The following is a 16,173-nucleotide window of genomic DNA, read 5'->3' as shown; positions in this document are numbered from 1 at the left end:
GCTCCTCACGGGAGCGGCGCGCGGCATCACACGGCGTGTGCGTTAAACGGTCATCGGGTTGGGCTTGGACGGATCGAGGTTGTACTTGGCGATCGCGTCCGCGACCACCTTGCGCTCGATCGTGCCTTCGTCGGCCAGCGCGTTGAGCGCGGCGACGGTGACCCAGTGACGGTCGACCTCGAAGAAGTGACGCAGCTTCTCGCGGGTGTCCGAACGGCCGAAGCCGTCGGTGCCCAGCACGACGAAGCGGCGATCGATCTGGCCGCGGATCTGGTCGACCAGCGCACGGACGTAGTCGGTCGACGCGATGATCGGGCCCTGCGTGTCCTTCAGGCACTTCTGCACGTGCGACAGGCGACGCTCTTCGGTCGGATGGAGCAGGTTCCAGCGCTCGACCTGATGGCCTTCGCGCGCGAGTTCGGTGAAGCTCGGCACGCTCCACAGATCGGCGGCGACGCCCCAGTCGTTCTTCAGCAGGTCAGCGGCAGCGATCACTTCGTTGAAGATCGTGCCCGCGCCGAGCAGCTGGACGCGCGGCGCCTTCTTGTCGGCGTCGGCCTTCTTGAACGCGTACATGCCCTTGATGATGTCGGCCGCCACGTGCTCGCCCTGCGGAATCGCCGGGTGCTCGTAGTTCTCGTTCATCACCGTGATGTAGTAGTACACGTCTTCCTGGTCCTGCACCATGCGGCGCAGGCCGTCCTGGATGATCACCGCGAGTTCGTAGCCGAACGTCGGGTCGTAGCTCACGCAGTTCGGCACCGATGCCGCCCACAGGAGCGAGTGACCGTCTTCGTGCTGCAGGCCTTCGCCGTTCAGCGTCGTACGGCCCGCCGTGCCGCCCAGCAGGAAGCCGCGCGAACGCATGTCGCCCGCGGCCCATGCGAGGTCGCCGATCCGCTGGAAGCCGAACATCGAATAGAAGATGTAGAACGGCACCATGATCTCGCCGTGCGTCGAATACGACGTCGCCGCCGCGATCCAGTCGCACATGCCGCCCGCTTCGTTGATGCCTTCCTGCAGGATCTGGCCGGTCTGCGATTCCTTGTAGAACATCAGCTGGTCGGAATCTTCCGGCACGTACTTCTGGCCTTCCTGGTTCCAGATACCGATCTGGCGGAACAGGCCTTCCATGCCGAACGTACGCGATTCGTCCGGGACGATCGGCACGACGCGCTTGCCGAGCGCCTTGTCCTTCAGCAGGATGTTCAGGACCCGCACGAACGCCATCGTCGTCGAGATCTCGCGGCCTTCGCCCGTACCCTTCAGCAGCGGCTCGAACGCGTCGAGCGCCGGCACCGGCAGCGAGGTCGCCTTCTCGCGACGCTGCGGCAGGTAGCCGCCGAGGTCCATGCGCTGCTTGCGCATGTATTCGAGTTCCTTCGAGCCTTCCTCGAACTTGAGGTACGGCACGTCGGCGATCTGTTCGTCGGTGATCGGCAGGCGGAACTGGTCGCGGAACTTCTTCAGTTGCTCGACCGGCAGTTTCTTCTGCTGGTGCGTGATGTTCATCGCCTGACCCGACTCGCCCATCCCGTAACCCTTGATGGTCTTCGCGAGGATGACGGTCGGCGCGTCCTTCGAGTTGCTGGCCTCGTGGAACGCCGCGTAGATCTTGTGCGGATCGTGGCCGCCGCGGTTCAGCGCCCAGATGTCGTCGTCCGACCAGTCGGCGACCAGCGCCTTCAGTTCAGGCGTGTTGAAGAAGTGCTCGCGGACGAACGCGCCCGATTCCGACTTGTACGTCTGGTATTCGCCGTCAACGACTTCCATCATGCGGCGCATCAGCGCGCCCGTCTTGTCGCGTGCGAGCAGCGCATCCCAGCGGCTGCCCCAGATGACCTTGATCACGTTCCAGCCGGCACCGCGGAATTCCGATTCCAGTTCCTGGATGATCTTGCCGTTGCCGCGCACCGGGCCGTCGAGACGCTGCAGGTTGCAGTTGATCACGAACACGAGGTTGTCGAGCTTCTCGCGGCTCGCCATGCCGATCGCGCCGAGCGATTCCGGCTCGTCCGTCTCGCCGTCGCCGAGGAACGCCCACACCTTGCGGCCCTGCGTCTTCGCGATGCCGCGCGCTTCGATGTACTTCATGAAGCGCGCCTGGTAGATCGCCATGATCGGGCCCAGGCCCATCGACACGGTCGGGAATTGCCAGAAGTCCGGCATCAGCCACGGGTGCGGGTACGACGAAATGCCGTTGCCGTCGACTTCCTGGCGGAAGTTGTCGAGCTGCTCTTCCTTCAGGCGGCCGAGCAGGAACGCGCGCGAGTACACGCCCGGCGACGAGTGGCCCTGCACGAACACGAGATCGCCGCCGTGGTTTTCGGACGGCGCGTGCCAGAAGTGGTTGTAGCCGACGTCATAGAGCGTCGCGGCCGATGCGAACGATGCGATGTGGCCGCCGACGTTGGTGTCCTTGCCTGCGCGCAGCACCATCGCCAGCGCGTTCCAGCGCGTGTACGAACGGATGCGGTGCTCGAGGTCCTGGTCGCCCGGAATCTTCGCCTGGGCTTCGAGCGGAATCGTGTTGATGTACGGGGTATTGGCGGAGAACGGCAGGTGTTCGCCGTGCATGCGGGCGAATTCGATCTGCTTTTCGATCAGGTAATGCGCGCGGCCGGTGCCCACGGAGGAGATCACGCCATCGAGCGACTCGAGCCACTCGACGGTTTCTTGCGGGTCGTCGTCACGTTCGGCGGCGACATACTTCATCACTTCGTTCGGTACAGCGGACATTCTCGTCTCCTGGGTCCTGGAATGTGAGGATCGCTCTCGTGCAGACGACGCGGCGCGACCGGCTGCGGGCAAGCTCCGACGGATTGTAATGAGCGTGGACGGGGCCGCGCAACAAAATTTTCGAATCGTGAGATCTTTTCTCGTAATGCGGAATATTGCTGCGCTGCACCGCTATTTCGGGGCTCCGCGGCCCGTCTCGTCGGAACAAAACCGTTTCCGTTCAACCTATCCGGTATCGGTTTTCCATGTATTGCGCTGCGCTACAATCCTGCCATGTTGACCGATCGGCTTTTCGCACGCTCGGCGCGACCGCCGGGCCCGCCGGCGGAGTCGCAGCCGTCCCGTTGGCACCACGGACCGTGGTGGTCCAACTCTTATTTGCTGACGCCGCTGCTGTCGATCCTGGTGTTCCTCGTCGTGATGAGCCTCATCCTGTGGAGTCTCAACCGGCGCGAACAGCAGCAGCAGGAAGACACCCTGTTTCGCAACGTCGCGTGGGCCCAGCAGCAGATCCGCCTGTCGATGACGGGCGCGCAGGAACAGCTGCAGGCGCTGTCGCGCGACCTCGCGTCCGGCCGCCTCGACCAGAACGCGTTCCAGATGGCCGTCGCGGACGTGATGCAGACGCATCCGGAAATCCTCTACCTGAACTGGTATACGGCGCCGGGCGTGCAGCGCTGGCCGGCCGTGCATCCGCCGCTGCTCGGCCAGCGGCTCGCGAAGCCCGGCGACGCGCAGATGCAGGACGCCGTGCGCGGCGCGTACGACGAGGCGCGCGGCACGCGCCGCCAGGCCTATTCGCCGCTGATCTACGACGACTTCGGCAACGGCTTCATCACGTTGCAGACGCCCGTGATGCGCGGCGACCGCGAATATCTCGGCTCGATCGCCGCGGTGTTCTCGGTCGAGGGCATCCTGAAGCACGACATCCCGCAGGAACTGTCGTCGAAGTACAAGATCTCGATCACCGATTCGAACAACCGCGAGCTGTCGTCCACGTCGACGCGCCCGCGCCTGCCGCGCGACTCCCACTACGATCTCCCGCTCGACCCGCCCGGCCAGGGGCTGACGGTGCGCGTGTACGCGTTCCCGCAACTCACGAACCTGACCAACAACACGCTCGTGTGGCTCGTCGCCGGCCTGTCGTGCTTCGTGCTGTGGAGCCTCTGGAGCCTGTGGAAGCACACGCGCCAGCGCTTCGAAGCGCAGCAGGCGCTGTACGCGGAAGCGTTCTTCCGCCGCGCGATGGAGAACTCGGTGCTGATCGGCATGCGCGTGCTCGACATGCATGGCCGCATCACGCACGTGAACCCCGCGTTCTGCCGGATGACGGGATGGGACGAAACCGATCTGGTCGGCAAGGTCGCGCCGTTCCCGTACTGGCCGCGCGACGCGTACCCGGAAATGCAGCGCCAGCTCGACATGACGCTGCGCGGCAAGGCGCCGAGCTCGGGCTTCGAGCTGCGCGTGCGGCGCAAGAACGGCACGCTGTTCCATGCGCGCCTGTACGTGTCGCCGCTGATCGACAGTTCGGGCCGCCAGACCGGCTGGATGTCGTCGATGACCGACATCACCGAGCCGAAGCGCGCGCGGGAAGAGCTCGCGGCCGCGCACGAACGCTTCACGACGGTGCTCGAAAGCCTCGACGCCGCAGTGTCGGTGCTCGCCGCCGACGAGGCCGAGCTGCTGTTCGCGAACCGCTACTACCGCCACCTGTTCGGCATTCGCCCGGACGGCCACCTCGAATTGTCCGGCGGCGGCTTCGACCGCGCGCAGGCGTCGTCCGACTCGATCGACATGGTCGACGCGTTCGCGGGCCTGCCGGCCGCCGCGCTGACGAACAGCACCGCCGATGCGCAGGAGGTGTACGTCGAGAGCATCCAGAAGTGGTTCGAGGTGCGCCGCCAGTACATCCAGTGGGTGGACGGCCACCTCGCGCAGATGCAGATCGCGACCGACATCACGACCCGCAAGAAGGCGCAGGAACTCGCGCACCAGCAGGAAGAAAAGCTGCAGTTCACGAGCCGATTGATGACGATGGGTGAAATGGCGTCGTCGATTGCTCACGAATTGAATCAGCCGCTCGCCGCGATCAACAACTACTGCTCGGGCACGCTCGCGCTCGTGAAAAGCGGCCGCGGCACGCCCGAGACGCTGCAGCCCGCACTGGAAAAGACCGCGCAGCAGGCGCTGCGCGCCGGGATGATCGTCAAGCGGATCCGCGAATTCGTGAAGCGCAGCGAGCCGAAGCGCCAGCCGGCGCGGGTCGCGGACATCGTCGCCGACGCGGTCGGGCTGGCCGAAATCGAGGCCAGAAAGCGCAGGATTCGGATCGTCACGGAAATCCTCGCAAGAATGCCTATTATTTATGTCGACCCCGTGCTGATCGAACAGGTGCTGATGAACCTGATGAAGAACGCAGCCGAGGCGATGGCCGACGTGAAGCCGGCGTCGGCGGACGGCGTGATCCGCGTCGTCGCCGACATCGATGCGGGCTTCGTCGACATCCGTGTGATCGACCAGGGCCCGGGCGTCGACGAAGCGACCGCCGAGCGCCTGTTCGAACCGTTTTACAGCACCAAGTCCGATGGCATGGGCATGGGGCTGAACATCTGCCGTTCGATCATCGAATCGCATCGGGGGCGTCTGTGGGTGGTCAACAACGTCGAGCCGGATGGCCGCATTTCCGGCGCGACGTTCCACTGCAGCCTGCCCATTGGGGAACCCGCTGATCTCGGCCAAGGGGGGCGCGAGGCATCGGCATCACATACCGTTACGGGAGAACTATGAATAGCCCTGTCACCACCACTCAGGAAACCGTCTTCGTCGTCGACGACGACGAGGCCGTACGGGACTCGCTGCGCTGGCTGCTGGAGGCGAACGGCTATCGCGTTCAATGCTTCTCGAGCGCGGAGCAGTTCCTCGATGCGTACCAGCCGGCGCAGCAGGCCGGCCAGATCGCGTGCCTGATTCTCGACGTGCGGATGTCGGGCATGAGCGGCCTCGAATTGCAGGAACGCCTGATCGCCGACAATGCCGCGCTGCCGATCATCTTCGTCACCGGTCACGGCGACGTGCCGATGGCCGTGTCGACGATGAAAAAGGGTGCGATGGACTTTATCGAGAAACCGTTCGACGAAGCCGAGCTGCGCAAGCTCGTCGAGCGGATGCTCGACAAGGCCCGAAGCGAAAGCAAGAGCGTCCAGGAGCAGCGTGCCGCGAGCGAACGCCTGTCGAAGCTGACCGCGCGCGAGCAGCAGGTGCTCGAGCGGATCATCGCGGGCCGCCTGAACAAGCAGATCGCCGACGACCTCGGCATCAGCATCAAGACGGTCGAAGCGCACCGCGCGAACATCATGGAAAAGCTCAACGTCAACACGGTGGCCGACCTGCTGCGCCTCGCGCTGTCGAAGAAACAGGCCTGAGCGTGTGCTCCGGCCGCGGCGGCACGGCCCGCCCGGCCCGCAACCGGTGTTTGCTGCCCCGCGCGACGCGGCCCACTCGCGCGGCGGCGGCGCTTCCTCCCGGCGCGCGAGCGCCGCGGCCATGACGCTTCCCGTTGATTCGCTGTCGGACGGCAGCAGGCGAACGGTATAATTGCATGCTTTGCTACGGCGCTTCGGGCGCCGTACGCCCGCATTCCAACTTCCCGGCAGGACCCACCACCATGACAGCCCTCCTCATCGACGGCAACGCCCTTTCGAAGACCCTGCGCGGTCAGGCCGCCGAACGCGCCGCCGCGCTGACCGCACGCGGCCACCAGCCCGGTCTCGCGGTGATCCTCGTTGGCGCGAACCCGGCGAGCGAAGTCTACGTGCGCAACAAGATCAAGGCGTGCGAGGACAACGGTTTCTTCTCGCAGAAAGACGCGTACCCGGCCACGCTGTCGGAAGCCGACCTGCTCGCGCGCATCGACGAACTGAACCGCGACCCGAAGATCCACGGCATCCTGGTCCAGCTGCCGCTTCCCGCGCATATCGACAGCCACAAGGTGATCGAGGCGATCGCGCCGGAGAAGGACGTCGACGGCTTTCACGTCGCGAACGCCGGTGCGCTGATGACCGGCAAGCCGCTGTTCCGCCCGTGCACGCCATACGGCGTGATGAAGATGTTCGAAGCGCACGGCATCGCGCTGCAAGGCGCGAACGCGGTCGTGATCGGCCGCTCGAACATCGTCGGCAAGCCGATGGCGATGATGCTGCTCGACGCCGGCGCGACCGTGACGATCTGCCACAGCAAGACCCGCGACCTCGCCGCGCATACGCGCCAGGCCGACATCGTGGTCGCCGCGGTCGGCAAGCGCAACATCCTGACCGCCGACATGGTGAAGCCGGGCGCGACGGTGATCGACGTCGGCATGAACCGCGACGACGCGGGCAAGCTGTGCGGCGACGTCGATTTCGCGGGCGTGAAGGAAGTTGCCGGCTACATCACGCCGGTGCCGGGCGGCGTCGGCCCGATGACCATCACGATGCTGCTGATCAACACGCTCGAATCCGCCGAACGCGCTGCTGCCGCCGCAGCCTGACGCTCCGCCCGCCCAGCCGGCGCGCGGTTCCGTGCGCCGGCGCCTCGCCAGCCGCCCGCCATCGTCCGGCTGCATCGCGCCAGCCGGCACGCCCGCCGCAGCTCGCCGGTCGCAGCTCGCCGGCCGCACCTCGCCGGCCACCCGCATCCGACCCTGCGTCAATCGCGTCGTTAGAAACTAACGATTGGAAAGCGCGCGATGCGCCCCAATAATGTCGGTATCGGGCGCGCTCGCGCCCAGCCGCCGTTACCCTTTTCATCCCGGTTCATCCGGCAACAGACAGGGAGTCTTATGTCCGCCAGCGCCAACACCAATCCGCTCCTCGACTTCTCCGGCCTGCCCCGTTTCGGCGAGATCCGCCCGGAACACGTGACGCCCGCGCTCGATACGCTGCTCGATACCGCCAGCCGCGCGGTCGAAACCGCGAGCGCGAGCGAAACGCCGTCGACCTGGGCCGCCGTCGTCGAGACGGTCGAGCAGGCCACGGAGCCGCTCGGCCGCGCATGGGGCATCGTCGGCCACCTGAACGCGGTCGCCGACACGCCCGAACTGCGGGCTGCCTACGGTGAAAACCTGCCGCGCGTGACCGAGTTCTGGTCGAGCGTCGGCCAGAATCTCGCGCTGTACGAAAAATACAAGGCGATCGCCGCGAGCGCCGAATACGCGACGCTGTCCGACGAGCGCAAGAAGATCCTCGACAATGCGCTGCGCGACTTCCGCCTGTCGGGCGCCGAGCTGCCCGAGGACCAGAAGCCGCGTTTCGCGGAACTGCAGGAACAGCAGGCCGCGCTGTCGAAGGCGTTCTCCGATCACGTGCTCGACGCGACCAACGCGTACGCGTACTTCGCCAAGGGCGAAGCCGAGCTGGCCGGCCTGCCCGGCGACGCGATCGAGGCCGCCCGCGAAGCCGCGCAGAAGGACGGCAAGGAAGGCTGGAAATTCACGCTGCATTTCCCGTCGTACTTCCCGGTGCTGCAGTACGCGGACAACCGCGCGCTGCGCGAAACGCTCTACCGCGCCTATGCGACCCGCGCGTCGGAGCTCGGGCCGCAGTACGGCGACGGCAAGGCCGAATGGGACAACACGGCGATCGTCGCCGACGCGCTGAAGCTGCGCCGCGAAGAGGCGCAGATGCTCGGCTATCGCAACTTCGCCGAAGTCTCGCTCGCGCCGAAGATGGCCGAATCGCCGCAGCAGGTGATCGCGTTCCTCGAGGATCTCGCGACGCGCGCCCGCCCGCACGCGGACAAGGACTGGGACGAGCTGCGCACGTTCGCCGCGAAGGAACTCGGCCTCGCCGAACTCGCGCCGTGGGACGTCGCGTACGCGGCCGAAAAGCTCCGCCAGCAACGCTATGCGTTCTCGGAAAACGAGGTCAAGCAGTACTTCCCGGAACCGGCCGCGCTGAAGGGCCTGTTCACCGTCACCGAAACGCTGTTCGGCGTGCGGATCAAGCCGGACGACGCGCCGGTGTGGCACAAGGACGTGCGCTTCTTCCGCGTCGAGAACCGCGACGGCTCGCTCGTCGCGCAGTTCTATCTCGACCTGTACGCACGCGAAGGCAAGCGCGGCGGCGCGTGGATGGACGACGCGCGTTCGCGCGCGAAGCGCGGCAGCGACGTGCAGACGCCCGTGGCGTACCTGACCTGCAACTTCTCCGCGCCGGTCGGCGGCAAGCCCGCGTGCTTCACGCACGACGAAGTCATCACGCTGTTCCATGAGTTCGGCCACGGGCTGCACCACATGCTCACGCGCGTCGACGAGCTCGGCGTGTCGGGCATCAACGGCGTCGAATGGGATGCGGTCGAACTGCCGTCGCAGTTCATGGAAAACTTCTGCTGGGAATGGGACGTGCTGTCGTCGATGTCGTCGCACGTCGATACGGGCGCCGCGCTGCCGCGCGAGCTGTTCGACAAGATGATCGCCGCGAAGAACTTCCAGAGCGGGCTCGGCACGCTGCGCCAGATCGTGTTCTCGATGTTCGACATGCTGCTGCACGTCGACTTCGATCCGGCCGGCGCCACCGGCGTGACCGCGTTCGCGCGCGAGATCAACGAGCGCTACCACGTGATCCCGCAGGCGGCGTTCTCGCGCTGGCCGAACACGTTCAGCCATATCTTCGCGGGCGGCTACGCGGCCGGCTACTACAGCTACAAGTGGGCCGAGGTGCTGTCGGCCGATGCGTACGCGGCGTTCGAGGAAGCGGCTGCCGCCAGCGGCAGCGTGCTCGACGCGGCAACCGGCACGCGCTATCGCCGCGAAATCCTCGAGGTCGGCGGCAGCCGTCCGGCGATGGAGTCGTTCAAGGCGTTCCGCGGCCGCGAGCCGCAGATCGACGCGCTGCTGCGCCACAACGGGATGGCCGCGCCCGCGCACTGAGTGCGTTGCCGGGCCAGGCCGGCGGCATCGACAGGCACCGCTTCGGCGGTGCCTTTTTTCATTGCTCGGGCGATGCGTCGTCGAACAGCAGGAATTGCCCGTGGCGCTCGGCCGTGTCCTCGTCGATGCGCACGCCGACGCCGAGCAGCCGCACCGGCTGCGCGCGCCGCAACAACCCCTTCGCGAGCAGCGTGACGGCCGTCTCGGCATTCGTCGCATCGGCCACGCACTCGACCGTCGTGCGCTGGAAATCGGCGAAGCGGATCTTCACGTACAGCTTGCGAATCGACCGCGCGGCGCCCGCGCGATCGATCCGCGCGTCGAGCTGCACGACGAGGCGGCGGATTTCGTCCGCGCATTGCTCGAGCGTCGTCAGGTCGGTCACGTAGGTCGTCTCGACGCTGACCGACTTGCGCTCCTGGTCGGCCTGCACGGGCCGCTCGTCGATCCCGCGCGACAGTTCGTACAGCCGCCGCCCGAATGCGCCGAACTCGCGGTGCAGGTCGATCAGCGGCCAGTCGCGCAACTGCGCGCAGGTCTGGATCCCGAGCCGGTCGAGCCGCGTGGCCGTCACCTTGCCGACGCCGTGCAGCTTGCGTACCGGCAGCGCCGCGACGAACGCGTCGATCTCGTGCGGCCGCACGACGAACAGACCGTCGGGCTTGTTCCAGTCGGACGCGATCTTCGCGATGAACTTGTTCGGCGCGACGCCCGCCGACACGGTCACGCCGACCGTGTCGCGCACGCGCTCGCGAATCTCGCGCGCAATCAGCGTCGCGCTGCCCTGGCAACGTTCCGATCCGCTGACGTCGAGGTAGGCTTCATCGAGCGACAGCGGCTCGACGTCCGGCGTGTAGTCGCGATAGATCGCCATGATCTGCCGCGACGCCGCGCGATACTTGTCCATCGCAGACGGCAGGATCAGCAGATCCGGACACTTGCGCATCGCCAGCGCCGACGACATCGCCGAATGCACGCCGTAGCGCCGCGCCTCGTAGTTGCAGGTCGCGATCACGCCGCGCTGGTCGGGCCGGCCGCCGACCGCGAGCGGCCGGTTGCGCAGCGACGGGTCGTCGCGCATCTCGACCGACGCGTAGAAGCAGTCGCAGTCGCAATGAATGATCTTGCGCATGCGCGGCGGCGCGTCGCCGGGCGGCGGCGCGGGCGGATCGGCAGGCGGGATGGTGGTCGGGCTCACGGTGCCGATACTGTACAAAAACACAGTGCCGGTTTCAACTGCCGCGTACGTCCGGGGCCGGTCGCCCGAAACCAGTCGTCCGCAGCCGGCCGCCCGCAACCGGCCGTCCGCAACCGGCCGTCCGCAACCGGCTGCGCCGTACCGGCCCGGTTTGTGCGGATCGTACCGGCCCGGCACGGGCAGCGGCGCCTATACTCGTCTGCCGCAAGACATGAAACGCACAGGTGACAGATGAAGACGATCGGACTGATCGGCGGCATGAGCTGGGAGTCGTCGGCCGAGTACTACCGGATGATCAACCAGCACTCGAAGGCATTGCACGGCGGGCATCACAACGCGAAGAGCGTGCTGGTCACGGTCGACTTCGCCGAAATCGAGGCGCTGCAGCGCACGCACGACTGGGCGGCGCTCGGCGAACGGATGGCCGACGCCGCGCGGCAGCTCGAAGCGGCCGGCGCCGATCTCGTCGTCCTGACGACCAATACGATGCATCGCGTGCACGACGCGATCGAAGCCGCGGTGACGCTGCCGTTCCTGCACATCGCCGATCCGACCGGCAGCGCGCTGCGCGACGCGGGCGTCGAGCGGGTCGCCCTGCTCGGCACGCGCTACACGATGGAGCTGCCGTTCTATGCGGAGCGGCTGCGCGAGAAGTTCGGGCTCGACGTGCTGGTGCCGGACGAACGCGGGCGCGACGACGTGCACCGGATCATCTACGACGAGCTGTGCCACGGCGTCGTCTCGGCGGAATCGCGCGCGACGTATGTGTCGATCATCGGCGAACTGGCCACGCGCGGCGCGCAGGCCGTGATCCTCGGCTGCACGGAAATCACGCTGTTGATCGGCGCGGACGATTCGCCGCTGCCGGTATTCGATACGACCGCGCTGCACGCGAAGGCGGCCGTCGAGTGGGCGGCGCGCTAAACGCTGCGCGCCGTCTCGTATCGACGATCGCCGCCGGATGGCACTGCCGCATTGTGCCGCGCGGCGGGATTCGCTCTCCCGGCGTGCGCGTCGCCGCCCGACCGATTCCCTGCTCTCGCCCGTCACACGGGTGCGGCACGAACAGCCCCGAATCACGCGACTCGGTTCACGCGGGCGCGCCGACACGACTGGTTATCCATTGGTAATAAAGTGACTGCAAATTGGTACGCGAGCAGCGGCGCCGCAATCGACGCTGCTCGTCGCGGTCTCTTTTTCCACCAACGGGAAACAGGAATATGAAAAGACTCAGCACCGCGTTCGGCGCGCTGCTCGCCGTGTCGGCCACGCTCAACGCGCACGCGGACCCCAGCATCACCGCATCGGCGGCCACGACGCCCAGGGACGGCTTCGATCGCATGACGTGGGACCTCACGCCCGAAGTCGTGCCGACCGAGGTCAACGCCAGTTACTACTGGGCCAACCAGTTGTTCTCGCAACATGGCGGGCACGCGATCTACACCGGCATCCAGCCGCGCACCCGCAGCACCAACGTGGTGATCTTCAGCGCGTTCGGCACCGGCACCGCGCCGTTGTCGGCGAATTGCCGCGGCGGCGCCGACGGCGGCTCCGGAACGTCGTGCTCGATCGCCTACCCGTGGAAAACCGGGCACGCCTATCGGCTGCAGATCACCGTGACGCAGGCCAATCGCAGCGACGGACGCTCGACCGTCGACGGCTTCATCACCGACGTCGCCACCGGCGCCACGACGCCGACCGGCAGCATCGCGGTGCCGGCCGACTGGGGCGGCCTGTCGAGCTCGGCTTATCTGTTCGACGAATATTTTCCGTTCAACGCTGCGTCGAAGGACCCGCTGCAGCGGCCATGCGTGCCGTACGCGCGCTACAGGACGTCGTTGCCGCATTTCTATCTGAAGGATGTGGACTACCCGACGACCGAGCGGTCGATCCGGCTGAATACGGGCAAGGACAAGTGCGCGGTGCTGTCGGGCACGCCGAACGCGCGGGCGACGCTGGTCAACACGACGACTTATCTGCTCGAGAACGGCTTCCTGCCCGGGAGCCCGGGCGCGTCGAAATAACGGGCGAGCGCGGAAAACAAAAAACCCGGCATGGAAGCCGGGTTCTTTGTCGACGAAGTGCGCATCGGTCAATTGCGCTGCACATCGTCTGGTGTGCTTGGTTGCGGGGACAGGATTTGAACCTGTGACCTTCGGGTTATGAGCCCGACGAGCTGCCAGACTGCTCCACCCCGCGTCAGAGAAATAAATTATAGGGTGAGGAAGTACTCACGTCAATACTTTTGTCACAATTTCTGCTTCCGCTGCCCAGGCGGCGATGCGTGACACGTGCGCGACCCCGCATGACGCGCGCGTTCGCACCCCATGCTCGCGGTAAGATGGCGGCCTTCGCATTCACGCCGCACGCACCCTCCCGTTCATGAAAATTGCCACCTGGAACGTCAACTCGCTCAACGTCCGCAAACAGCACGTGCTCGACTGGCTCGTGCATAGCGGAGTGGACGTACTGTGCCTGCAGGAACTGAAGCTGCCGGACGAGAAATTCCCGCGCGCCGATCTCGAGGCAGCCGGCTACCGCAGCTGGTTCACGGGCCAGAAGACCTACAACGGCGTCGCGATCCTCGTGCGCGACACGCTCGCCGTCGACGAATCGGACGTCGTGCGCAACATCCCGGGCTTCGACGATCCGCAGCAGCGCGTGATCGCCGCGACGGTCGACGGCGTGCGCATCGTGTCCGCCTACTTCCCGAACGGCCAGTCGCCCGACTCCGACAAGTTCGTCTACAAGATGCAGTGGCTCGACGCGCTGCAGGCGTGGCTGCGCACCGAGCTGCAGCGCCACCCGAAGCTCGCGCTGCTCGGCGACTACAACATCGCGCCGGAAGACCGCGACGTGCACGATCCCGCGAAATGGGAAGGCCAGAACCTCGTGTCGCCGCAGGAGCGCGCGCACTTCGCGCAACTGATCGAACTCGGCTTCGTCGATGCGTTCCGCCGCTTCGAGCAGCCCGAGAAGACCTTCACGTGGTGGGACTACCGGATGATGGCGTTCCGCCGCAACGCGGGCCTGCGCATCGACCACATCCTGCTGTCGCCGGCGCTCGCGACGACCTGCGCGTCGTGCGAGGTCGATCGCGTGCCGCGCACCTGGGAACAGCCGTCCGACCACACGCCCGTCGTCGCGATCGTCGGCTGATCGCGCAAGCGCCCCGCGCGCAATCAGCGCCGCGCGGGCGCCGGCCCGAGATGGGCCCACAGGAAGCCGAATTCGGCTGCGTCGGCTTCCGCGCGTTCGAGATCGTCGGCGCTGCCGTGGCCGCCGTCGGTGTTCTCCCAGTACCACACCCGTTCGTGACCGAGCGCCTGCATGCGCGCGGCCATCTTGCGCGCATGCGCGGGATGCACGCGGTCGTCACAGGTCGACGTCGTCAGCAGCAACGGCGGATACACGATGCCTTCGCGCACGCGGTGATACGGCGAATACGCGGCCAGCGCCGCGCCTTCGCGCGGATCGTCCGGGTCGCCGTATTCGTCGAGCCACGCGGCGCCCGCATGCAGCTTCGGATAGCGCTGCATGTCGAGCAGCGGCACGCGGCACAGCACCGCGCCGAACAGCTCCGGCCGCTGCATCATGCACGCAGCGACCAGCAGCCCGCCGTTGCTGCCGCCCTCGATCCCGAGTTGCGCGGCGCTCGTCACGCCGGTCGCGGCCAGATCCTCGGCGACCGCGATGAAATCGTCGAACGAACGCTGCCGGTGTTCGCGCTGCGCGTCGACGTGCCAGCGCGGCCCGAATTCGCCGCCGCCGCGGATGTGCGCGAACGCCATCACGCCGCCGCGTTCGAGCCAGCCGATGCCGAACGCATCGCTGTAGCCCGGCAGGTTCGGAATCGCAAAGCCGCCATAACCGGACAGCAGGCACGGCCGCGCGACGCGCGCCCCGCCTTCCGGTGCGTCGAGCGCATCGCGCGGCCCGATCAGCGTGTACGGCACCACCGTGCCGTCGCGCGAACGCGCGCTCGCGCGGCGCACGACGAGCCCGGCCGCGTCGAACTGCACCGGCGGCCGGTCGAGCAGCACGCGGCGCGACGGCGCATCGTCGGCGCGGTCGGCAAGATCGGCCAGCCAGCATTCGGGCGGATCGAGATAGGTGTCGACGTCGACGTACACCTCGTCGTTCAGCGTCGACTCGACGGGCTCGACGTCGATCTGCGCGTCGCCCGGCCAGTCGAACGGCCGCGCGTCCCACGTCCACGCCCCATCGTCGGCCTGCCGCGGCTGCCACAGCATCGTGCGGTTGTGCACGTCGTCGAGCCAGCTCGCGATCAGCGTCGTGCGCGTGTGCGTCCACGTACAGGCGGACGTCGTCGGCTGCGGCGCGAACAGCGTCGTGAATTCGCGCGCGCCGGCGAGAAACGCCTGCTCGCGAATCGCGAGCAGCGAGCCGCCTGCGTGGCGCACGCCGTCGCAATCCCAGCCGAGGCGCGGCTCCAGCACGAGCCAGCCTTCCCAGAACCCGACCTCGACATGCGTCGGCACGTCGTAGCGCGCCCATTCGCCCGCGTCGGTCAGCCGGTACGCGTGCGCGTCGAAGAAGTCGACGCTGCGCCACGCGACGTGACGGCGGTCGATCGGGTCGAACCACGCGCCTGCGCTGATGTCGTCCGGTTCGCCGCTGAACACGACCGGCGCGTCGGCGAGCGCCGTGCCGCGCGCCCAGCGCCGCGCTTCATACGGATAACCGGCCGCGGTCGCATGCGCTTCGCCGCGATCCCAGCTCACGTACACGGTGTCGCGATCGATCCAGCCGACCGTGTGATGACCCGGCTCGTCAATCGTGAAGCCGCCGTCGACGAAACGGCGCTCGACGAGGTCGAATTCGCGCACGACGACCGCGTCGGCACCGCCCGGCGACAGCGACAGCAGCACGCGATCGCCGTCCGGATACAGGATCGCCTCCTGCTCGAACACCCACGACTCGCCCTCTTCGGCGCCGAGCGCGTCGACGTCGAGCAGCGTTTCCCACGCCGGCTGGCCGGCCCGCCAGTCGGCCCAGCGCGTACGGCGCCACAGTCCCTTCGGATGGAGATCGTCCTGCCACAGGTCGTACGCCCAGTCGCGCCAGCGGGTCGGAATCACCGGGCGTTCGCGCGGCAGATACGCTTTCGCGAGACGCGCGGTCAGCGCACGATAGGCATCGTCGTCGCGCAGCGCGGCGCGTGTGCGCGCATTCTGCTCGTCGACCCACGTGCGGGCGCGCTTGCTGTCGAGCGCTTCGAGGAAACGGAACGGGTCGGCCCCGGCGGGCCAGCGGAAGGAGTCGGACATTGAGGATCGGCGGAATGGCAAGCTGCGTGCAAACCGCG

General features: G+C 67.0%; 10 protein-coding genes, 1 tRNA gene and 1 pseudogene. 7 read left to right on the top strand and 5 right to left on the bottom strand.

Translation table 11 applies throughout. The annotated features are described in order from the left end of the window. Positions 1 to 42 precede the first annotated feature (42 nt). Both aceE and HWX03_RS37315 read right to left on the bottom strand, forming a co-directional pair. A complete protein-coding gene (gene aceE, locus HWX03_RS08060; protein ID WP_175870926.1) occupies positions 43 to 2,739 on the bottom strand; it encodes a pyruvate dehydrogenase (acetyl-transferring), homodimeric type in 2,697 nt (898 codons plus the stop codon). 136 nt (positions 2,740 to 2,875) lie between these two features. Next, positions 2,876 to 3,093 (bottom strand): annotated as a pseudogene (locus HWX03_RS37315) (hypothetical protein); the annotation flags it as partial. Between HWX03_RS37315 and fixL the strand changes: the two are divergent. The 4 genes from fixL to HWX03_RS08040 all read left to right on the top strand — a co-directional run bounded on the left by fixL (position 3,013) and on the right by HWX03_RS08040 (position 9,646). Beyond that, positions 3,013 to 5,529, top strand: a complete 2,517-nt coding sequence (gene fixL, locus HWX03_RS08055; RefSeq protein WP_175819517.1) for an oxygen sensor histidine kinase FixL — start codon at positions 3,013 to 3,015, stop codon at positions 5,527 to 5,529. The pseudogene HWX03_RS37315 and the gene fixL overlap by 81 nt on opposite strands. Continuing rightward, positions 5,526 to 6,164 carry an oxygen response regulator transcription factor FixJ gene (gene fixJ, locus HWX03_RS08050; protein WP_006493245.1) on the top strand — a complete coding sequence of 213 codons (639 nt, stop codon included), beginning with the start codon at positions 5,526 to 5,528 and terminating at the stop codon, positions 6,162 to 6,164. Before fixL ends, fixJ begins: the two co-directional genes overlap by 4 nt. A gap of 242 nt (positions 6,165 to 6,406) precedes the next feature. Continuing rightward, positions 6,407 to 7,267: a bifunctional methylenetetrahydrofolate dehydrogenase/methenyltetrahydrofolate cyclohydrolase FolD gene (folD, locus tag HWX03_RS08045; protein WP_174391041.1), complete on the top strand. Its 861-nt coding sequence runs from the start codon at positions 6,407 to 6,409 to the stop codon at positions 7,265 to 7,267. Between the two features lie 291 nt (positions 7,268 to 7,558). Then, positions 7,559 to 9,646: a M3 family metallopeptidase gene (locus tag HWX03_RS08040; RefSeq protein ID WP_175870925.1), complete on the top strand. Its 2,088-nt coding sequence runs from the start codon at positions 7,559 to 7,561 to the stop codon at positions 9,644 to 9,646. Positions 9,647 to 9,704: 58 nt separating this feature from the next. On the opposite strand, the gene dinB is transcribed toward HWX03_RS08040, so the two are convergent. Beyond that, positions 9,705 to 10,868: a DNA polymerase IV gene (gene dinB / locus HWX03_RS08035; protein ID WP_175870924.1), complete on the bottom strand. Its 1,164-nt coding sequence runs from the start codon at positions 10,866 to 10,868 to the stop codon at positions 9,705 to 9,707. Positions 10,869 to 11,075: 207 nt separating this feature from the next. Here dinB and HWX03_RS08030 point away from each other — a divergent pair, with 207 nt between their 5' ends. Both HWX03_RS08030 and HWX03_RS08025 read left to right on the top strand, forming a co-directional pair. Continuing rightward, positions 11,076 to 11,768 carry an aspartate/glutamate racemase family protein gene (locus tag HWX03_RS08030; protein WP_175870923.1) on the top strand — a complete coding sequence of 231 codons (693 nt, stop codon included), beginning with the start codon at positions 11,076 to 11,078 and terminating at the stop codon, positions 11,766 to 11,768. Between the two features lie 296 nt (positions 11,769 to 12,064). Continuing rightward, the gene (locus HWX03_RS08025; RefSeq protein ID WP_175870922.1) at positions 12,065 to 12,868 is read left to right on the top strand and encodes a DUF3472 domain-containing protein; all 804 of its coding nucleotides are present in this window, start codon (positions 12,065 to 12,067) and stop codon (positions 12,866 to 12,868) included. 98 nt (positions 12,869 to 12,966) lie between these two features. On the opposite strand, the gene HWX03_RS08020 is transcribed toward HWX03_RS08025, so the two are convergent. Further along, positions 12,967 to 13,043 (bottom strand) — tRNA-Met (locus tag HWX03_RS08020). Positions 13,044 to 13,226: 183 nt separating this feature from the next. On the opposite strand from HWX03_RS08020, the gene xth reads away from it, so the two are divergent. Next, the gene (gene xth, locus HWX03_RS08015) at positions 13,227 to 14,003 is read left to right on the top strand and encodes an exodeoxyribonuclease III (protein WP_175870921.1); all 777 of its coding nucleotides are present in this window, start codon (positions 13,227 to 13,229) and stop codon (positions 14,001 to 14,003) included. A 23-nt stretch (positions 14,004 to 14,026) separates the two neighbouring features. Here the strand turns inward: xth and HWX03_RS08010 are convergent, their stop codons facing one another. Continuing rightward, positions 14,027 to 16,135: a prolyl oligopeptidase family serine peptidase gene (locus HWX03_RS08010; RefSeq protein ID WP_175870920.1), complete on the bottom strand. Its 2,109-nt coding sequence runs from the start codon at positions 16,133 to 16,135 to the stop codon at positions 14,027 to 14,029. Positions 16,136 to 16,173 lie beyond the last annotated feature (38 nt).

The sequence above is a fragment of the Burkholderia sp. BCC0397 genome (genome assembly GCF_902832865.1).
GTDB lineage: Bacteria > Pseudomonadota > Gammaproteobacteria > Burkholderiales > Burkholderiaceae > Burkholderia.
The sequence above is the reverse complement of the archived record's forward strand: the minus strand, read 5'-3'. Positions and strand labels throughout refer to the sequence as shown.